The following is a 20,494-nucleotide window of genomic DNA, read 5'->3' as shown; positions in this document are numbered from 1 at the left end:
GAAATCTTAAATAAGATTTTATTGGATGAGCACAAATATACTTAATTTTTAAGGGGGTATGATGGTGAATAACACAATAGAGATTAGATGGCATGGAAGGGGAGGACAAGGTGCAAAAACTGCTTCATTATTACTAGCAGATGTTGCATTTAGTACAGGTAAATATGTGCAAGGTTTCCCTGAATATGGTCCAGAGAGAATGGGGGCACCAATAACTGCTTATAACAGAATCAGTGATAAAGAGATAAGAGTACACTCAAATATATATGAGCCACAATTTGTAGTAGTAGTTGATGAAACTTTATTAGAATCAGTAGATGTAACTAAAGGATTAAAAAAGGATGGCGCAATAATAGTAAATACATCTAAAAGTAAAGATGAAATATCAAAATATCTTAAAGGATATGAAGGCAGGTTGTATACAGTAGATGCTAGAAGTGTATCAGAAAGAGCTCTAGGAAAATACTTCCCAAATTCGCCAATGCTTGCATCAATAGTGAAGGTAGCAAACATAATGCCTTTAGATACATTTTTAAATGAGATGGAAACTTCTTTTAAACATAAATTTGCATCTAAGCCAGAGGTTATAGATGGAAATATGAAAGCTCTAAAAATTGCACTAGAGGAGGTAGAATAGATGGAAAACAAGAAAATAAGCAAAGTTATTACAGAAGATATATCTTGGAAAGATATAACACCAGCAGGAAATGTTTTTGGTGGTGGAACTTCAGCAGAATTTAACACAGGTGAATGGAGAGTAGATAAGCCTATATTTATAGAAGATAAATGTAAGCAATGCTTACTATGCATTCCAGTTTGTCCAGATAGTGCTATTCCTGTAGAGAATAAAAAAAGAAGTGAATTTAACTATATGCACTGTAAAGGATGTGGTATATGTGCAAAAGTTTGTCCTTTCGATGCTATAGAAATGGTAAAGGAGGAAGTATAGATGTCAACTACAGCAATAATGGAAGAAAGAGTAGTAGAACCTTCAGCAATAAGAGAAAGATTATCAGGAAATGAAGCAGTGGCAATAGCTATAAAGCAAATACATCCAGATGTTTTTCCTGCTTTTCCAATAACTCCTTCAACTGAAATACCGCAGTATTTTTCATCATACGTAGCTAATGGTGAAGTTAAAACTGAATTTGTACCTGTTGAAAGTGAACATAGTGCAATGAGTGCTGCAGTTGGAGCACAATCAGCAGGGGCAAGAACTATGACTGCAACATCTTCTTGTGGGTTAGCGCTTATGTGGGAAGAATTATATATAGCAGCATCAAACAGATTACCAATAACATTAGCTTTAGTTAATAGAGCTCTATCTGGGCCAATAAATATAAACTGTGATCATTCAGATAGTATGGGCGCTAGGGATTCTGGATGGATACAAATATATTCTGAAAATAACCAAGAAGCTTACGATAACTTTATTCAAGCTGTAAGAATAGGTGAACATAAAGATGTACAATTACCAGTAATGGTTTGCCAAGATGGATTTATAACAAGCCATGCTGTTGAAAATATAAACTTGATAGAAGATTCTTTAGTAAAAGAATTTGTTGGAGAATATACTCAAGAAAATTATTTATTAAATGCAAAAATGCCAATGTCTACAGGGGCTTATGATGTGACAGGATATTATATGGAACATAAGAGACAACAGGCAGAAGCTATGAAAAATGCTAAAAAAGTAGCTTTAGAAGTAGCAAAAGATTTCGAAAAAATATCTGGAAGAAGTTATGGATTATTTGAAAAATATAAATTAGATGATGCAGATTATGCAATTGTTATAATAAACTCTGCTGCAGGGACAGCGAAAGATGCTATAGATAAAATGAGATCAGAAGGGAAGAAAGTTGGATTGTTAAAAATTAGACTGTTTAGACCTTTCCCGGCAGAAGAAATAAGAGAAGCTTTAAAACATGTAAAAGTTTTAGCTGTAATGGATAGATGTGAAGGTTTTAATGCTTATGGAGGACCATTAGGAGCGGAAGTAAAAGGAGCACTTTACAGTTTAGAAAAGGGGCCTAAGATTGTAAATTATATTTACGGTTTAGGTGGTAGAGATGTTAAGGTTGAAAATGTTGAAGAAGTATACAGCGAACTTGAAAAAATTGATAATAGTAATGAGCTAGGGGATGAGTATCGTTATTTATCAGTAAGAGATTAGGGGGGTGTAAGAGATGAGTTATAATTTTAAAGAAGTTATGAATAAGCGTGAAAGATTAGCTGGTGGACATAGAATGTGTGCTGGATGTGGAGGTACTATAGCTGTAAGAAACATATTACGTGGATTAAAAGATGAGGATCGTGCAGTAATAAGTAGTGCAACAGGATGTTTAGAGGTATCTACTTTTATGTATCCTTATACTGCATGGAAAGACTCATTTGTACATAATGCATTTGAAAATTCAGCAGCAACGATAAGTGGTGTAGAAGCAGCTTACAAAGCAATGAAAAGAAAAGGGAAAATAGATGATAATTATAAATTTATAGCATTTGGTGGAGATGGAGGAACTTATGATATAGGATTTCAATCACTATCAGGTGCGATGGAAAGAAATCATGATATGGTATATGTATGTTATGATAATGGCGCATATATGAATACAGGTATACAACGTTCATCTGCAACTCCCATGTATGCAGATACAACAACAACTCCAGTAGGTTGTGAGTCATCAGGAAAGCCACAAAATAGAAAAGATTTAGCCACAATAATCGCCTCACATGATGTTCCCTATGTAGCTCAAACAACATTTATAAAGAACTTTAAAGATTTGCATACTAAATCTGAGAAAGCTATATATACAGAGGGTGCAGCATTTTTAAATGTAATGGCACCATGTCCAAGAGGATGGAGATATCCAGCAGAAGATATGATGAAAATATGTGAATTAGCAGTAGAAACTTGCTATTGGCCACTATTTGAAGTTATAGATGGAAAATGGATATTAAATTATAGACCTAAAAATAAACTTCCAATTGAAGAATTTTTAAAACCACAAGGTAGATTTAAGCATTTATTTAAAAAAGGAAATGAACATTTAATAGAAGATTTCCAAAAAGAAGTTGATAGAAGATGGAGAGAATTATTAATTAGATGTGGTGAAGAAATATAAGTTATATATTAGGGTGATTATAATATTGGCAAATTCATCAAGATAGAAGTTTAGATAGCTTTACTATGGGGACTATCTAAACTTATCTTGGTGGGGAATTTATATATAAGTAATATTATAAAATTTTAAATAGGGAGAGGTTTAGCATGAACAAAAGCGCTTCAAAAGGAAATCCATTGGCATTATTACCTATAGTTGTATTCTTAGTATTATTTGTTGGTAGTGGTATTATAACAGGGGACTTTTATAAAATGCCAGTTCTAGTTGCTTTTATGATAGCATCGGGAGTTGCATTATTATTTAACAAAGACGAAAAATTTGATACTAAGATGGATATATTCTGTAAAGCAGCAGGAGACCCTAATATAGTTCTAATGTTAGTTATATTTTTATTAGCTGGAGCTTTTGGAAGTGTTGCAAAGGCTATGGGTGGTGTAGATTCAACAGTAAATTTAAGTTTGTCAGTATTACCTCCAAATTTATTAGTTGCAGGTTTATTTATAATAGGTAGCTTTATATCTATATCAATGGGGACATCAGTTGGTACAATAGCAGCTCTTGCTCCAATAGGTCTTGGAATAGCTGAAAAAACTGGTATACCAATAGCTTTAGTTACAGGAGCTATAGTTGGTGGGGCAATGTTTGGTGATAATTTATCAATGATATCTGATACAACAATAGCTGCATCAAGAACTCAGGGGTGTGATTTAAAAGACAAATTTAAAGTTAACTTTTTAATAGTTTTACCAGCTGCAATAGCTACAGTAATATTACTTGCAGTAATGACAAGAGGATACCAAGGAGCGACAGGAGAAAATTATACTTATGAATTTATAAAAGTAGTACCTTATATTGTGGTACTAGTTGGTGCTCTGTGCGGGGTAAACGTTTTTGTGCTGCTTGGAGGAGGAATACTATTTGCAGGAATAATAGGATTAGTAACATCGTCTATTGATTTATTAGGATTGATACAAGCTGTATCTTCTGGTATGGCAGGTATGCAGGAGTTATGTATATTAGTACTAATAGTAGGTGGAGTAGTTGGTTTAATGAAACATAATGGTGGAATAGAATTTTTACTTAACTTCATAACTAGCAAAATAAACAGTAAAAAAGGTGCTGAGTTTGGTATAGCTACATTAGTAAGTGTTGTAGACTTATGCACTGCAAATAATACTATAGCAATAGTAACAGCAGGACCTCTTGCTAAAGATATAGCAGAACAATATGATATAGACCCAAGAAAAACCGCAAGCATACTTGATATATTCTCAGCTTGTTGGCAAGGTATGATACCTTATGGAGCACAGCTTGTTACGGCTGCTGGAATAGTTGGAATATCAGCAGTTGAGATAATAAAATACTTGCATTATCCAATGTTAATGCTTGTTTGTGGTATAGCTTCGATAGTATTTGGGATTCCAATACTTAAAAAATCTAATGAAAAAACGAGTAAAGTATCTTAAAATAAATTGATAAAAATAAAAAATCACTAGTCAAATAGTATACACTAGACTAGTGATTTTTTATTTTAAAAATAGATTTTGTTCTTTTTTTAGCAAATAAACTAACCCTCATGAATATAATAAAAATAGCAATTCTTTTTTCTTATAAGAAAGGGGGGATTTTTATCATATCTAAAAAAAATTTAAATGAAGTAATCGTTGATTCTAAAATAGGAAAGAAAAAAATAGACTACAAAGGTTCTGCGATTTCAGCAGTAAGATTGGATGCTTATAAGGCTTATGACGGAATACCAATTTTATTACAAAAATTTATAGATTATAAAGATTATGCAGCGTGGGGAGAGATAGTAAAAAAAATCGATTATATTTATTACAATATAGATTGTTTATTATCAAAGTTAGATAAAGAAATTCATTTTAAGGAAAAAGTAAAATATGACGTAAATAAAGGTAAAAAGCTTTTATTTAAGCCGAACATAATAGGGTCTATTGCGATAGATCCTATTACACATAGAGAAGCAGATACAAAAAAGATTTGTACAGAATGGCCGATAGTTGCAGCTATAATGAGATGGTTTCATGATGAACTAAATATATCTTACTCAAAAATGTCAATTGGAGAATGCTCAGCTAGTACACTTATGATATCAAAATTTTTAAGTAAATTTGTAGGTAAAGAAATAACACCACAAGCTGTAATTGAAGGTAAAAGTGGCGAATTTTATGGAGGATGGGGGTTTTACTTCGCTCGTAAGTATTTAAAGGAATGTAATTTATATAGTCATAAAGATAATCCTATGAATGGATATGAAGAAAGTATAGAAGGTGCATACTTATCACCTGGAGAAGCTTATAATCAGCTTATGGTATATGACCTAAATGATATAGGAATGGATAAATCTAAAGGAAGAGTTATAAAAATAGATGATGGAGCAAATTATGAAGAAATAAGGTTGCATAAGGTAATTGTAGGTGGAGATAAAGGAGATAAAGATGATATTTATAAATATCCAGGATGTGTATTAATTAATATTCCTAGAGTAAAAATACACGACCAAGACCTTTTAAGTGGTGCAATTAAAAATCTTGGAATGGGGCTTCATCCATATTCTCCATGGCATATGGAAATAGATGAAGAAACTAATTCACCAAAGATGAATGAAGATGGAGATTATATAAAATATAAAACTCATGGCATATCTGGAACTCAAAGTGACATAATAAAAGCTATAAAAAGTCAGGATATATTTATGATTCATATATTAGATGCAATAGAAATTATGAATAAAAGCCATGATAGTGCTAATGCGCAACCAACTAAAGAAGGATTTATTTTTTCATCTCTAGACTGTGTTGCCATTGATTTATTTACTGCTAGATATTGTTTTAAAAATATACCTATGGATAAGGCAATAAAAATTAAAGATGAAAATAATTGGAGCACTGAATTTATTCAAAAAATTCCAATAGCTGAAATTGAAAATAATAATATAATAACAACTTATGGATATGATTCACCATTACTTAGATATGATTTATACAATTATGCTCAAAAAAGAGGAATTGGAAAACAACTATATTACGTAATTGGTATAGATAATTTAACTAAAAAGCCATTAGTATCACTTCAAGGTCATTTAGGAAAAATAGAAGAAAATACTTTTGTAGAAGTGATTACAGAAAACTTTTATTATAGTTTAGTTACAATAATGCATGATTTACAATCAACAATTTTTAGTTACCTAAAATCTCAAGATAAATTAGCTAACACATCTGTTTTTAATACAATAATGAATATTTACGATGAAAATAAAGACGGTGTAGTTGATTATAATGAAAAGGGAAGAGGATTTGAAGATGCTATTTATAATATTTTAGAAGAATGTTATAAAAGCTTTAATGAAAGGTATGGCCAATTAAAAACTAACTTTCTTATGGTAAGATATTTTATAAAAAATGTGAGAAAAGATTGGAATCATCAAGGTCATGATTTTATAATTGATAGAATTTATGTAAATATAGCTCAAGTAGCATATGAAATGTCTCAAAGTGAAGAGATTAATGATGATTTATTTATCGAAAATATGAAATTTGGAAAAGGTATGTGGCCTAGTTGGAAAACTGCAACATATGTCCTTTATATGTCATATATTTATGGCTCAGTAACAGAAGAATATATAAGTATAGATTCGTTATATGGATGGGCTTTTCAATATGCAGATAAAGTATTAAATTTTGGTAAATATACTCAAAAAATTAAAGACAATATAGTGTCATTAGAGTCGATACAAGGTAATATTCCTAAAGTCTCACCTCATATTTTAAAATCAGATAAGCGCATAAATAATCCTATTAAAAAATATTTTGAGGATGTTTATAATGGAGAACCACCTTTAGATTTTACACTTTATGTTCCTTTTGAGTTTGTATATATTCAAGGAGTAAAAATACCAAATATAGAAGGAACTGATGATAAGAATAAAATTTTTACAGTAAGTTTTTCTGAAAACTGGTAAAAAAAAATCACTAGCGTTGTAGATGTTTACAAGCTAGTGATTTTTTATTAATAAACTTCAGTTTGAAGTAATTGTTTATTTGATAAATAAATTTCTATATTCAAGTGGAGTCATATTCATATGTTTTTTGAAAAACTTAGAAAAATATGATTGTGATGAGAATCCAACCAAATCACTTATTTGATTTAAAGAATAACTACTTTTTCTTAGAAAATCACATGACTTTTTTAATTTATACTCCATTATATATTGTTGAGGAGTAGTCATCATATTAAGTTTGAATATTTTGTAAAAATGGCTTCTATCAATATTTAAGTAGCTTGCTACATCTGATACTGTTATGTTTTTATGATAATTAGATTCTATAAATTCTATTGACTTAGAAATATAGCTTTTAGAGGATGAAATATCGCTTAGATCAGAAGATGAGTTTTCATTTATTAAAATTGATAAAGTTTGATATAAATACCCAATTCCTTCAAATATATTATTTGAATAGCAGCTATCATAAATATTTTTAAAACAATAATCTAATTTATTATCTTTAGTATACCTAAAAGTATAATTACCATTATAAAAACCACACAGAGTAAGAAGTTCTTTAGCTTTAGACCCATTTATTCCAATCCATCTATAAACCCAAGGGTTATCATCTAAAGGATAGTAGTTATTATCAGTATTTGGCGGTATAAAAAATCCATCTCCTGCTTTTAAATGGTAAACTTTGTCCTCCATAAAAAATAGACCTTCTCCTTCTAATATATAGTGAATTAGATAGTAATCTATTTGTTCATACTGGTATGGCTCTCTAGGAGAACAATGCTCAAATCCACATTCATATATATATAATTCATTACTAGGCTTAAAGTCTGTTGAAAAAATTCCTATCTTATTTTCCATAAAACACCCCCACATATTTGATGATAAATAATTAATTATAATTTAAATCTAAAAATATATTGTGTCAACTTTAAATGCAACAAAATTACAAAACATAGCAACATTAATATATTGATATAGAACATATTAATTAGTATTATTAATTTATAAAGAAAACGTTTTTTAAAAAGGAAATAGCTAAATTTAGCAGTGTAGAGAGTATTAAGTTAAAGATTCTAAAAAAGTTTAATAACTAGATTAATATTAATAATTATGTAAAAAATACAAAACTCAGGGGGTCAAATAATGAGTGAAAATAGAGGAACTCTTAGTTCTAAAGCTTTAATGTTAATGACTTTTACAGCTGTATTCTCATTTGGAAATATTATCGATAGTAGTGTGAATATAGGATTAGCAACTATACCATCATATATATTTGGTACCATATTTTACTTTTTCCCATTTGCACTTATGATAGGTGAGTTTGCATCAGCTAATTCTAATTCAGAATCAGGAATAAATAGTTGGATAAAAACTTCTCTAGGTGCAAAGTGGGCGTTCTTAGGTTCTTGGTCATACTTCTTTGTAAATTTATTTTTCTTTACATCATTATTACCAAAAACTTTAATATATGCATCATACGCTTTTGTAGGAAAGAATATATTTAATGGAAAAACAGTTTTAATTTCAGTTTTATCAATATTATTATTCTGGGTAGTAACTATATTATCTACAAAAGGTGTAGGTTGGATATCGAAGATAACAAATTTATCAGGTGTAGCTAGAATGGTTTTAGGAATTGGATTTATAGTACTTTCATTTGGCGTAATTATTGTACTAGGTAAAAAACCAGCACAGGAATTTACGGTAGATACTATTATGCCTAAATTCAACTGGACATACTTTATGGTATTAGCATGGGTACTTCAAGCAGTAGGTGGAGCAGAAAGTATAGGAGTTTATATAAAAGACGTAAAAGGTGGAAATAAAGCATTTATAAAAACAATGCTATTTTCAACAGTATTAATTGGACTACTTTATGCATTAGGATCAGTGGCAGTAGGGATCGTTGTTCCAGCAGAAAAGTTGAGTGGAAATTTTTCAAATGGATTATTTGATTCATTTTTGATACTAGGTTCTTATTATGGAGTAGGGAATATAATTACTAACATTGTTGGATTTATAATGTTACTTGCAAGTTTAGGGTCATTAGTTTTATGGACAGCTGCACCGGTTAAAGTTTTATTCTCAGAAATACCAGAAGGGATATTTGGGAGCTGGGTAGCTAAAACAGACAAAGAGGGTAATCCAATAAATGCATTATATCTTCAAGCGATGATAGTAACAATACTTTTAATAATACCAGCTTTAGGGATAGGTTCTGTTGATAGTTTATTAGAAATGTTAATAAATATGACAGCTTCAACATCATTAATACCAGTATTCTTCTTCTTAGTTGGATATATAGTATTAAGAGCTAAAAAGGATAATCTAGAAAGAAGTTTTAAAGTTGGATCAAGAGGTCTAGGTATAGGAATAGGTGTTTTATTATTAATACTGTTTACATTTGTATTTATTATATCTTCAGTACCATCACCAGCAGACTTAACAGCATATTTTAATGGAACTTTACCAGAAGGTCAAACTAATCCTTTATTTGTTCTTTTATACAATGTATTAGGATTAGTAATATTCTTAGGATTTGCACAAATATGCTGGATGAAATATGAGAAAAAGGTTGGTAAAAATATAGCTAATGAAATAGATATTATAGCTTAAATCTATGATCATAATATAAAAAGGAGAGATTGGATATGAAATTATGGGAAAATATACATGTTGATGGGGTAAATAGATTAGATGCTAGAAGTGAATTTTTAAGTTTCTCATCTAAAAGAAAGGCATTAATAGGGGATAAAAAATATACACAAAATTATAAAAATTTAAATGGAAGCTGGAAATTTTTATTTTTAGATGCTCCAGAATATTCTCCAGAAGGTTTTTTTAAAGAAGAATTTGATACTGAAAATTGGGATAATATAGTAGTTCCAGGGAATTGGCAACTTCAAGGATATGGGAAGATGCACTACTCTGATTTATGGTATAACTTCCCAATAAATCCACCTTATGTACCAACTGAAAATCCAACAGGAATATATAAGAGAAAGTTTGTAATAGATAAATCTTGGATGAATGAAAGAATAATATTAAAATTCAATGGAGTAGATTCTGCATATAATGTTTGGATAAATGGAGAAGAAGTAGGATACAGTAAAGGTGCAAGAATACAATCAGAGTTTGATATTACTAAATATATAAGATGTGGTGAAAATGAGTGTACAGTAAGAGTATATCAATGGAGTGATGGAACATACTTAGAAGATCAGGATATGTGGTGGCTAAGTGGAATATTTAGAGATGTAGAGCTTTATACAGAGCCAGTTTATGGAATAGACGATATAACAATAGTAACGGATTTAGATAAAGATTATGAAGATGCAATTTTAAATATAGATCTTAAGTTTAGAAAATATGATAATCAAAAAGTTAAATTTGAATTATTAGATAAAAATAACAATATAGTATTGGAAGAAGTTATAGATATAAATGGAAATACAAAATTTAGTAAGGAAGTCAAAAAACCGCTAAAATGGACGGCAGAAGAACCGAATCTATATACATTAATGGTAAGTGTATTAAAAGAAGGAGAAATAATACAAGTAATACCTCAAAGAGTTGGATTTAGAAAAATAGAGTTAAAAGGAGAAGTATTTACTGTAAATGGAGTTGCAATTAAGTTTAAAGGAGTAAATAGACATGATTACAATCCTAAAAATGGAAGAGTAGTTTCTAAGGAAGAAATAATCAAAGATATAGTATTAATGAAGCAACACAACATAAATGCAATAAGAACAGCTCACTATCCAAACTCACATTATCTATATGAATTATGTGATGAATATGGAATGTATGTAATAGATGAAACTGATTTAGAATGTCATGGATTTGAATTAACAGGAGACTATGCTTGGATAAGTGATGATCCAGAGTGGGAGTTAGCTCATGTAAGTAGATTAGAAAGAATGATAAAGAGAGATAAAAATCATCCATGTATATTAATGTGGTCATTAGGAAATGAATCCTCATTTGGATGTAATTTTAAAGCTATGGCCAAAAAGCTTAAGGATTTAGATCAAACTAGAATACTACATTATGAAGGCGATTTTAATGTATCAGAAGATGATGGACCAGTTTCTGAAGTTTATAGCACTATGTATACTTGGTTAGAGCATGATAGCAAATTATTAATGGACAAGATAATAAATGATGTTAAGAAGCCTCATATATTATGTGAATACTGTCATGCTATGGGGAATGGACCTGGAAATTTAAAAGAATATCAAGACTTATTCTACAAATATGATAAATTACAAGGTGGATTCATATGGGAGTGGTTTGACCATGGAATACATACAGTAAGTGAAAATGGAGAAGTTTATTATAGATATGGAGGAGACTTTGGAGATGACCCAAGTAATATAAACTTTTGTATAGATGGATTAATAATGCCAGATAGAACAGCCTCTCCAGGGTTATTAGAATATAAAAAAGTTATAGAGCCAGCTCAAACTAAGGCCATAGATTTAGAAAAAGGAATAATAGAAGTTATAAATAGATATGACTTTAAAAATTTAAATACGTTAGAGTTAGTTTATAATATAAAAGAAGATGATAAAATAATACAAAGTAAAAGAGTAGAAATGCCTTCTATTAAAGGTAGAGAGACTTGTCAAATAACACTACCGTATGACTTAAACTTTAAGAAAGTTGATGGAGCAACATATTACTTAAATATATCTTATGTGTTAAAAGAAGATTGTAATTGGGCAAGTGCTGGATATGAATTAGCAAATGCACAATTTGAGCTTCCAATAAAAACAGAAAAGGTGAAAGTAACGCCAAAAGGTAACTTGGAAGTTAATAAGGAACATTGTAAGTTAATAGCTAAAGGAGATAGCTTTAAGATAGTATTTGACTTAGTAAGAGGTCATATATTAGAAGTAAGTAAAGATGATTATAAACTAATAGAAGAAGGACCAAGGCTAAACTTTTGGAGAGCCCCTATTGATAATGATATGTACATAGTTGAAGACTATAAGAAGAAGTATTTTATGCATTTAATGCATGAAGTAGTAAGAAATGTTGAGTATAGTGTAGAAGGAAATGTACTTATATTTAAAGTGGAAGTTATAAATGGAGCAACTAACTCTGCATGGCATTATAAATCTACTTATGAATATAAGGTATTTGGAAGTGGAGATATAATAGTTGATGTATCTGGAGTACCTTCTGGTAGAATAGAAACTGCACCAGAAATGTTACCGAAGATAGGTCTTCAAATGAGAGTTAACAAAGATTTAGAAAATGTTAAGTATAAAGGAAGAGGACCAGGAGAGTCTTATGCAGATACTAAAGAAGCAAATTTATTTGGAGTATTTGAAAATACAGTTGATGGATTATTTACGAACTATGTAAAGCCACAAGAAAATGGAAATAGAAGTGATTGTTCATGGATAAGTTTAGGCAATGATAGAGGAATATCAATAATGGCAATTGCAGATGATAAATTTAATTTCAGTGCATCTTATTATGAAGATACAGATTTAGAATATGCTAAACATACTATTGATTTAGAAAAGAGAGATTATATTGTATTTAATATAGATTATAAACAAAATGGAGTAGGAACTAACTCTTGTGGACAATGGCAATTAGATAAATATAGATGTAAGTTTGAAGAATTTAACTTAAGATTTAGACTTAGCGTATTTAATAATAAAGAAGTATCAGAAATTTCATTAGGAAGAGAGATATTAGAGTAGTTATAGCTTAAAGTATAATATATTAATAAAAAATCACTAGCTTAGTATTAAATTACAAAGCTAGTGATTTTTTATTAATAAACTTCAGTTTGAAGTAATTGTTTATTTTTTACAATGTAAGTTATATCAGATTTTTTAGCAATTTCGTTATTATGAGTTACTAAAATAACTGTTTTATTATGGTTCCTTACTAATTTTTCAAATATAGATATTATCTCATTTGAAGTATTTTCATCTAAGTTACCAGTAGCTTCATCAGCTAAGATTAAATTTGATTCAGTAGCTAAAGCTCTAGCAATTGCAACTCTTTGCTGTTGACCACCACTTAAAGTTAATACCTTCTGTTTTCCTTGTTCTTTACTAAGTCCAACTTGTTTAAGTATTTCAATGGCCTTTTCTTTTTTATTAGAACACTTCACACCTTTTATCTCCATAGCGCAGATAATATTATCTAAAGCACTCATATATGTTAATAAGTTATAGCTTTGGAAAATTATAGACACACACTTATTTCTATAATTAGAAAAACCTATATTATTTATATTTTTGTTATCAAATAAAATTGAACCGGATGTTGATTTATCAAGACCAGCTGCTAATGATAAGAAAGTAGTTTTACCAGAGCCAGAAGGACCTATTATAGTATAAAACTTTCCTTGCTCAAAACTAGCATTGGCTTTATCTAAGATAACTGTATTGTTATTATAAGCATAACTTACATCTTTAAATTCTAATATTGTATTCATATAGTCCTCCTAACTATGCTTACTTAGTATATTTTTAGGGTTAAGTCTCATTACTGTAACAGCAGGAACACAAGTTGCTACAAGTGATATAGTAGCCCCTAGGGCAGCCATTTTAGCAAAATCAGACCCAGAAACAGAAACATCAAGTTCATCTATAACTTCTACATTAGAAGTTTGAGAGAACATTCCAGCAAAACCACCTTTGCCACCCCCCATACCTTTACCTGAGTTATCACCAGGGATTCCTTGAGCACTAACTTCATTACTATCTTCAGATGATGAAATTTCAGAAGATAAAAGTTGGTTTGCAACTATATTACTAGTTGGTTTACCTAAAAGTGACGAAGCACCTAAAGATAAAACTAATATTAATAATATTTCAACTGCAAATTGAGCTATTATCTTAGGCTTCTTTTCTCCAAGAGAAAGAAGTATACCTATCTCTTGGTTTCTATCTCTTATAGATAACATTATTATTAATGTTAAAATTAATCCTCCAGCGATAGCTATAACATATATAGATATTTTTGCAAATGAGCTTATATTTTCTATAGGACCTAGCATTTGCTCATAAGCTGCATCATTTGCATCTAATTTAAATGTATCAAAATCTATAGAAGAATTTTCTTGTGCATTAGCTATAAAAGCATCAACATTAGCAGGATCATTTAAATAGAATGTTGCACTATCAACTACATTTTCATAATCAGAACCTTTGATTGTAGATATAGTATCTAGGTTTGTATATATGTTGTTGTATGGGCTAGATGCAGTATTCATCATAGCTTGTTCTGTGAAATCCTCACTAGAAGCATATATACCAATTATTTTTAAATCATATGTAGTACTTTCATCAGATGTAGAGCCTACAGTTATTGTATCTCCAACACTTAAATCATTTTGACTAGCTAAGGCTTCTTCTATAACAGCAACATTAGATGAGGTATCTTCTGTTATCATATTACCTTCAACCATATTTATATTTCCATCTCTAAAAGATGAAGTTTGTTCTAAGCTAGAAACACCTGTTAAAGTAACATCACCCATATTACCCATCTTACCGCCTTGTCCCATTTGAGGCATATTAGAGCTAGTACTTTCTCCAGTTGTAGTATCTTCTTCATCAGAAGCACCAACAGCAGTGAAGTTGCTTGCTAGTAAGCTTGTACTAGATTGAGCTAAATATTCTTCTACATATTCAGATGATAATAATTCATTTATATATTCAGTAGAAACAGGTGTCATACTTGGTTTCATTTTATCAGGAGCAGGAGTTCCTGACGAATATGAAGCTGAAGACTCTCTTTGACTCATCATATTTTCTCTCATCTTTTCTGTATCAACTTTTAAAGTTACCTGAGCACCAAGTTGTTGTCTAGCTAAAACTCCTGCAGCCTTACTAGCAGTTTGTATTGATATACCACTTAGCACTAATAAACATATTGTTGTTATAACTGTAAATAAAAGTAGTGTTTTTGATAGTCTACTTTTAATGCTTAAAATTGCTCTTTTAAAAAAATTCATTAAAATAAGTTCTCCTTTTCTAAATTGTACCTTCAATTTTTATTTTAGAGATAAGGGATGAACTTCATATGAATGGTAGAAGAATATTCCATGAACTGGTTATGAATTTTATGTGAATTGTGAGTGCTTGTATAAAGTAATGTATTATGTTAGACTAAAAATGAGTAAATTTATCATTTTTTAAATAGGAGGATACCATATGTTAAGCAATGTTTTAATGGGTGTACAGGTTGTACTAGGGATAATATTAATACTTGCTATAATGCCTCAAGATAGTAAAAGTGCAGTTCCTTCACAGTTCGGTGGAGAAGGAAGTCAAAGTTACTTTAAACCAAAGGGTAAAGAAGCTTTCCTGGGTAGAGTAACTAAGATTGCTGCAGTATTATTCTTCTTAAATGCATTAGCATTAGTTGTAGTGAATAAATAGTTTTTTGGAGTTGGTTGTGCTGGAATATGGCCGGTGGTTGATATGTAAGTTTTCTTCCATGCAGCAAAGAATGCTGCAAATGTCAGAATAACTTAACATATCAATTACCACGTGCTGGGTGTTTCCAAAATAACTTAACTCCTTTTTATTTTGATAGGAGTAAAAGATTATATTAAAGCAAATTGCTTTAATATTAGTATCCATAAAAATACGGTTGGGATACAGAATAAGCATGAGAATACTATTGATTGTTCTGCTAATATACTATCTCCACCCATTTGTTTTGCCATTTGGAATGATGATACTGCTGTTGGTGCTGCAAAAACTAGTAGTATGCTTAGTAATTCTATTTCTCTAAATCCAAATGCTACAGCAATTGGTATAAATATAAGTGGTACAAATATTAGTTTATTACTAACTATGAATATAGTCTTTTTAAAATAAGATTGTACGTTGCCAAATGAGAAATATCCACCTAGTAGTATAAGTGAAAATGGAGTTGCTATTTTAGAAATATCGTTAACTGATTTTTCTAAGAATGTAGGCAACTTAATTCCCAATAAAACAAATATAAGACCAATAGCTGAAGCTATAATAAGTGGATTAGTAATAACACCTTTTATAATTTTTTTGTAGTCTATATTTTTATCTTCTCCTCTAAACAGCTCTAAAGCTATAACTGATAAAAGATTAAACAGAGGAACTACTATAGCTATTAATAATGCTGTAATACCAATCTTTTCATCACCAAAAAGTTCAGTTGCAACAGGCATTCCAAAAATAACGAAGTTACTTCTAAAAATACCTTGAATCATAACACCACATTTTGAGTTATCTTTTTCAATTTTAGGAATAACAATTAATAAAAATAAAAATAGGATTATAACCGAGATAACCGAGAATAGTATTAAGTTTAGATTAAACGAACTTTTTATATCGCTCTTATAAACATTATAAAATAATAGTAATGGTAGGAAAACTTTAAAACAAATTGTATTCATTGAATTTAAAGTCTTTAAATCTAAAAGCTTTATATGCTTTAAATAATATCCAAGTGACATTACTAGAAATAGTGGAGAGACCACATTAAAAGATAGAATTAAATTATTCATACATATACTCCTTTATATTAAAATGTCAGTATACTCTAGTGTAAAAAAAATTATATGAAAAATCAATGAAACTCATATAAAAACACTTAAAATACACTAGAAAATCAATAATATAAAAAGTATGATTAATTTAAGGTAAATTATGCTAGAATAACAATATATTGTAAAATAGTTTGGAAATATATAATAAATAAAATAATTATCATAAATATATTAAATATGCTAAAGATGATAATAATAAATAATAGAATAAAATAAAAATTAATAAAATTAAATTTATAATTAATAATTATAATGTTTTAGAAAATATGTAGTATATATTTAATAATAAGAATTTTATGAACTTAATATAAAAAAGTAAATAGGAGGACTAACATGGTACCAGGACTTAAAGAAAGTTTATTAGGACTAATAAATGATCCAGCATACAATCCTCTAAAGAAAGAAGAACTTGCAGTTATATTTAATATACATCCAGCGGAGATGGCAATGTTTTTTAATTTTTTAGATGAATTAGAAGAAGATGGATATATATGTAAAAGTAAAAAAGGAAAGATAATGTCATTGAATCAAATGGGATTATTTGTAGGTAAATTCGTATCTCATAGAAAAGGATTTGGATTTGTTGAATCTGATGAAGAATTTACACAAGACTTATTTATACCAGCAGAGTATGTAAATACTGCAATGCATAACGATAGAGTTATAGCAGAAATTATAAACCCTGCAACTGAAGATAGAAGAGCAGAAGGTAAAATAATAAAAGTAGTTAAAAGAGAAGTTACTCAAGTTGTTGGACTATTTAAGCCAAGCAGAAACTTTGGATTTGTAATACCAGATAATAAAAAATTTAATCAAGATATATATATTCCTAAAAAGTTTTTCTTAGGAGCAAGAGAAGATGATAAAGTTGTTGTTGAAATAACTATATGGCCTTCAGAGGATAGAAAGCCAGAAGGTAAGATAGTTGAAGTTTTAGGACAAAAAGGTGAAAGAGGAGTTGAGATTGATTCTATAATTAAGGCTCATGGACTTCCAGAAGAATTCCCTAAAAAGGTTTTAGAAGAAGCTGAATTTGTAGCGGTTCCAATACCGAAAGAAGAAATAGAAAGAAGATTAGATATAAGAGAGTTAAAAACATTTACTATAGACGGTGAAGATGCTAAAGATTTAGATGATGCTGTATCTATAGAAAAATTACCTAATGGAAACTTTAAACTAGGAGTTCATATAGCAGACGTTACTCATTATGTAAGAGAAAAAAGTAAATTAGATAAAGAAGCTTTAAAAAGAGCAACTTCAGTTTACTTAGTTGATAAGGTAATACCAATGTTACCTAAAACTCTTTCTAATGGAATGTGTTCACTAAATCCATTTGAAGACAAACTTACTTTATCAGTATTTATGGAAATAGACCATAAAGGTGATGTAGTAAAACATGATATACATGAAACTGTAATAAATTCTAAAGCTAGAATGACTTATACAGAAGTATCTGACATACTAGAAAAAGACGATGAATTATTAAAGAAAACTTTCTCTCATATGGTTGAAGAATTTAAAATGGCTGAAGAGCTAGCTAGAATTCTTATGAAGAGAAGAGAAAAAAGAGGAGCAATAGACTTTGACTTCCCTGAAGCTAAGATAATTTTAAATAAAGATGGAGAAGTTGTAGATATAAAACATTATGAAAGAAGAATATCCAACAAGATAATAGAAGAGTTTATGCTTATAAGTAATGAAACTGTAGCTGAACATTATTTCTGGTTAGGTGTACCTTTCGTTTATAGAATACATGAAACTCCATCAGCAGAAAAAATGGAATCACTAAGTAAATTTGTTGCTACTTTTGGATACAATATAAAAGGTGATTTAGAAGAAGTTCATCCAAAAGCATTACAAGCAATAGTTGAAAAAATAAAAGGAACTAGAGAAGAAGAAGCAATAAGTACAATATTACTACGTTCTTTAAAACAAGCTAGATATGAGCCAAACTGTATAGGTCACTTTGGTTTAGCAGCTAAGTATTATTGTCACTTTACTTCTCCAATAAGAAGATATCCAGACTTACAAATACACAGAATTATAAAAGAACAATTAAATAATAAATTAACTCAAAAAAGACAAGAACAATTAAGCGGAATTGTTGATTATGCATCTACTCAATCTTCTGAAAGAGAAAGAGCAGCAGAGCTTGCTGAAAGAGATGTACATGATTACTACAAAGCTTGTTACATGGCTGATAAGGTAGGTCAAGAATTTGATGGTATTGTTTCTAGTGTAACTAACTTTGGTATGTTTGTTGAGCTAGAAAATACTGTTGAAGGTTTAATTAGACTTGCTAATATGGCTGATGATTATTATATTTACGATGAGATGACTTATACTATTATAGGTGAAAGAACTAAGAAAACTTATAAGATAGGTGATCCTGTTAGAATTAGAGTTGATAAAGTTAACGTAGACTTTAGAGAAATAGATTTTGCGTTATTAGGTAAAATAGATGACCAAGAGTAGTTGGGAGCTTCGGGGTAGGTGTTATGGAGTTTTCTTCCATGCAAAGTAAAGGGCGCTTTGCGAATGGAAGGAAAACTTCCATAAACACCAATCCCTTCGCTTTAGCTACTTTATTGGTCAACGTATTTTAAGCTTGAGAGTTAGGATTAAAAGATTTTTTTGTTTATATTTATTGGTTTGGTTAAGATTAAATTTTTTATTATTGGTGCGTATATTTATGTTGAGTTATTTTAATAATAAGCTTAGAATATAGTTAGTTATGTTGACTATAAGCTATAAATATGGTATATTTTTACTTATAATATGTAATTTATATTAATGAAATTTTTTTGTGAAGAAGGTGAACTTGTTGTCAGGTAAAAAGGTGTTAGCTACAAATAAAAAAGCAAGACATGAGTATTTTATAGAAGAAACTTATGAATGCGGTATAGAGCTTAAAGGAACAGAGGTTAAATCAATTAGACAAGGTAAGATTAACTTAACTGATGGTTTTGCATCTGTTGATAATAGTGAAGTATTTTTAAAACAAGTTCATATAAGTCCTTACGAGCAAGGAAATAGATTTAATGTTGATCCTCTTAGAGTTAGAAAGTTATTACTTCATAAGAGTGAAATAAGAAAACTTATAGGGGCAACTACTATAAAAGGTTATTCTCTTATACCACTTAGTATGTACTTAGTACGTGGTAAGGTTAAGCTAGAATTAGCTTTAGCAAAAGGTAAAAAGCTATATGATAAGCGTCAAGACTTAGCTAAAAAAGATGCTCAAAGACGTATAGAAAGAGAAATGGCTGGAAGATACTAAAAAATCCATTAGTTAACATTGATTTTTGTTTTCAAAAATATTATATTATATATACATTCTTAATTAACAAATAAAAACTGAATATAGAAATGGTGAAGTTTGCGAAAGAAAGACAGTCTTAAGGACTTTAAACTACCACGGGGGCGTAAAGGTTTCGACGTGGGTTTGGAACTTGGGGCTGCGTGCCGTGTTACTCTGGGTCACGTAAAAACTGGGGAACTTAAAATAAACGCAAACGATAATTACGCTTTAGCAGCTTAATTGACTGCTCGACCCGCCTAAGCCCTCCTGCCGGCTAGGCCTGGTCGTCATTTATGCAGGGAACTACTTTTGGGATGTCTCGACCAAAAGCGGAGTAATCGAGACTGGCCAATCACATAGCCTGCCGCTTGGCGATGTGAGAGGCGAGACGATAAGTAAAGTCGGCTACGCACGTAGATGCAATGAGGAAAAGACTTGCGGACAGGGGTTCGACTCCCCTCGTCTCCACCAAT

At 30.0% G+C, this 20,494-nt stretch carries 15 protein-coding genes and 1 other RNA gene; 12 read left to right on the top strand and 4 right to left on the bottom strand.

Annotated elements, in window-relative coordinates; translation table 11 throughout:
- Window positions 1-58: 58 nt before the first annotated feature.
- From I2A66_RS06310 to I2A66_RS06285, 6 genes are all read left to right on the top strand, one after another.
- Window positions 59-637, top strand: a complete 579-nt coding sequence (locus tag I2A66_RS06310) for a 2-oxoacid:acceptor oxidoreductase family protein (protein ID WP_330615452.1) — start codon at window positions 59-61, stop codon at window positions 635-637.
- On the top strand, window positions 638-949 hold the full coding sequence (locus tag I2A66_RS06305) for a 4Fe-4S binding protein (RefSeq protein WP_122639017.1): 312 nt from the start codon (window positions 638-640) through the stop codon (window positions 947-949). It abuts the gene before it with no gap.
- A complete protein-coding gene (locus I2A66_RS06300; RefSeq protein ID WP_243238675.1) occupies window positions 950-2,173 on the top strand; it encodes a pyruvate ferredoxin oxidoreductase in 1,224 nt (407 codons plus the stop codon).
- A 13-nt stretch (window positions 2,174-2,186) separates the two neighbouring features.
- Window positions 2,187-3,125, top strand: a complete 939-nt coding sequence (locus tag I2A66_RS06295; protein ID WP_147516188.1) for a thiamine pyrophosphate-dependent enzyme — start codon at window positions 2,187-2,189, stop codon at window positions 3,123-3,125.
- Window positions 3,126-3,271: 146 nt separating this feature from the next.
- Window positions 3,272-4,591 carry a Na+/H+ antiporter NhaC family protein gene (locus tag I2A66_RS06290; protein WP_195251255.1) on the top strand — a complete coding sequence of 440 codons (1,320 nt, stop codon included), beginning with the start codon at window positions 3,272-3,274 and terminating at the stop codon, window positions 4,589-4,591.
- A gap of 110 nt (window positions 4,592-4,701) precedes the next feature.
- Window positions 4,702-7,107 carry a DUF362 domain-containing protein gene (locus tag I2A66_RS06285; RefSeq protein ID WP_195251253.1) on the top strand — a complete coding sequence of 802 codons (2,406 nt, stop codon included), beginning with the start codon at window positions 4,702-4,704 and terminating at the stop codon, window positions 7,105-7,107.
- A gap of 75 nt (window positions 7,108-7,182) precedes the next feature.
- On the opposite strand, the gene I2A66_RS06280 is transcribed toward I2A66_RS06285, so the two are convergent.
- The gene (locus I2A66_RS06280; protein WP_164488984.1) at window positions 7,183-8,007 is read right to left on the bottom strand and encodes an AraC family transcriptional regulator; all 825 of its coding nucleotides are present in this window, start codon (window positions 8,005-8,007) and stop codon (window positions 7,183-7,185) included.
- A 285-nt stretch (window positions 8,008-8,292) separates the two neighbouring features.
- Here I2A66_RS06280 and I2A66_RS06275 point away from each other — a divergent pair, with 285 nt between their 5' ends.
- Both I2A66_RS06275 and ebgA read left to right on the top strand, forming a co-directional pair.
- A complete protein-coding gene (locus I2A66_RS06275) occupies window positions 8,293-9,765 on the top strand; it encodes an amino acid permease (protein ID WP_122639022.1) in 1,473 nt (490 codons plus the stop codon).
- Window positions 9,766-9,800: 35 nt separating this feature from the next.
- Entirely contained in the window at window positions 9,801-12,869 is a 3,069-nt protein-coding gene (gene ebgA / locus I2A66_RS06270) for a beta-galactosidase subunit alpha (RefSeq protein ID WP_195251251.1), read from the top strand.
- A gap of 74 nt (window positions 12,870-12,943) precedes the next feature.
- Here ebgA and I2A66_RS06265 read toward each other — a convergent pair whose 3' ends face one another.
- Together I2A66_RS06265 and I2A66_RS06260 are read right to left on the bottom strand one after the other, a co-directional pair.
- Window positions 12,944-13,615, bottom strand: coding sequence for an ABC transporter ATP-binding protein (locus I2A66_RS06265; protein ID WP_195251249.1), 672 nt, complete (start codon window positions 13,613-13,615; stop codon window positions 12,944-12,946).
- A gap of 9 nt (window positions 13,616-13,624) precedes the next feature.
- Window positions 13,625-15,139 (bottom strand): ABC transporter permease, encoded by a 1,515-nt coding sequence (locus I2A66_RS06260; protein WP_122639025.1) that lies wholly within the window; start codon window positions 15,137-15,139, stop codon window positions 13,625-13,627.
- A gap of 199 nt (window positions 15,140-15,338) precedes the next feature.
- Here I2A66_RS06260 and secG point away from each other — a divergent pair, with 199 nt between their 5' ends.
- On the top strand, window positions 15,339-15,566 hold the full coding sequence (secG, locus tag I2A66_RS06255; RefSeq protein ID WP_243113321.1) for a preprotein translocase subunit SecG: 228 nt from the start codon (window positions 15,339-15,341) through the stop codon (window positions 15,564-15,566).
- 167 nt (window positions 15,567-15,733) lie between these two features.
- Here secG and I2A66_RS06250 read toward each other — a convergent pair whose 3' ends face one another.
- Window positions 15,734-16,678: an AEC family transporter gene (locus I2A66_RS06250; RefSeq protein WP_195251246.1), complete on the bottom strand. Its 945-nt coding sequence runs from the start codon at window positions 16,676-16,678 to the stop codon at window positions 15,734-15,736.
- A gap of 375 nt (window positions 16,679-17,053) precedes the next feature.
- Here I2A66_RS06250 and rnr point away from each other — a divergent pair, with 375 nt between their 5' ends.
- The 3 genes from rnr to ssrA all read left to right on the top strand — a co-directional run bounded on the left by rnr (window position 17,054) and on the right by ssrA (window position 20,492).
- Window positions 17,054-19,195 (top strand): ribonuclease R, encoded by a 2,142-nt coding sequence (gene rnr, locus I2A66_RS06245; RefSeq protein WP_195251243.1) that lies wholly within the window; start codon window positions 17,054-17,056, stop codon window positions 19,193-19,195.
- Window positions 19,196-19,544: 349 nt separating this feature from the next.
- Complete coding sequence (gene smpB / locus I2A66_RS06240) at window positions 19,545-20,000, top strand: SsrA-binding protein SmpB (RefSeq protein WP_147516193.1); 456 nt, start codon at window positions 19,545-19,547, stop codon at window positions 19,998-20,000.
- A 139-nt stretch (window positions 20,001-20,139) separates the two neighbouring features.
- Window positions 20,140-20,492: a transfer-messenger RNA gene (ssrA, locus tag I2A66_RS06235) on the top strand.
- Window positions 20,493-20,494: the final 2 nt, after the last annotated feature.

Origin of the sequence: Romboutsia sp. 1001713B170207_170306_H8 (assembly GCF_015550495.1) — a bacterium.
Taxonomy (GTDB): domain Bacteria; phylum Bacillota; class Clostridia; order Peptostreptococcales; family Peptostreptococcaceae; genus Romboutsia_E.
The sequence above is the reverse complement of the archived record's forward strand: the minus strand, read 5'-3'. Positions and strand labels throughout refer to the sequence as shown.

Excerpts from the sequence above, each read along its gene's own strand:
- I2A66_RS06280 (WP_164488984.1), bottom strand. The coding sequence starts at position 8,007 with ATGGAAAATAAGATAGGAATTTTTTCAACAGACTTTAAGCCTAGTAAT.
- I2A66_RS06295 (WP_147516188.1), top strand. The coding sequence starts at position 2,187 with ATGAGTTATAATTTTAAAGAAGTTATGAATAAGCGTGAAAGATTAGCT.
- I2A66_RS06250 (WP_195251246.1), bottom strand. The coding sequence starts at position 16,678 with ATGAATAATTTAATTCTATCTTTTAATGTGGTCTCTCCACTATTTCTA.
- I2A66_RS06265 (WP_195251249.1), bottom strand. The coding sequence starts at position 13,615 with ATGAATACAATATTAGAATTTAAAGATGTAAGTTATGCTTATAATAAC.
- I2A66_RS06285 (WP_195251253.1), top strand. The coding sequence starts at position 4,702 with ATGAATATAATAAAAATAGCAATTCTTTTTTCTTATAAGAAAGGGGGG.
- I2A66_RS06290 (WP_195251255.1), top strand. The coding sequence starts at position 3,272 with ATGAACAAAAGCGCTTCAAAAGGAAATCCATTGGCATTATTACCTATA.
- I2A66_RS06305 (WP_122639017.1), top strand. The coding sequence starts at position 638 with ATGGAAAACAAGAAAATAAGCAAAGTTATTACAGAAGATATATCTTGG.
- ebgA (WP_195251251.1), top strand. The coding sequence starts at position 9,801 with ATGAAATTATGGGAAAATATACATGTTGATGGGGTAAATAGATTAGAT.
- I2A66_RS06275 (WP_122639022.1), top strand. The coding sequence starts at position 8,293 with ATGAGTGAAAATAGAGGAACTCTTAGTTCTAAAGCTTTAATGTTAATG.
- rnr (WP_195251243.1), top strand. The coding sequence starts at position 17,054 with ATGGTACCAGGACTTAAAGAAAGTTTATTAGGACTAATAAATGATCCA.
- I2A66_RS06300 (WP_243238675.1), top strand. The coding sequence starts at position 950 with ATGTCAACTACAGCAATAATGGAAGAAAGAGTAGTAGAACCTTCAGCA.
- I2A66_RS06260 (WP_122639025.1), bottom strand. The coding sequence starts at position 15,139 with ATGAATTTTTTTAAAAGAGCAATTTTAAGCATTAAAAGTAGACTATCA.
- I2A66_RS06310 (WP_330615452.1), top strand. The coding sequence starts at position 59 with ATGATGGTGAATAACACAATAGAGATTAGATGGCATGGAAGGGGAGGA.
- secG (WP_243113321.1), top strand. The coding sequence starts at position 15,339 with ATGTTAAGCAATGTTTTAATGGGTGTACAGGTTGTACTAGGGATAATA.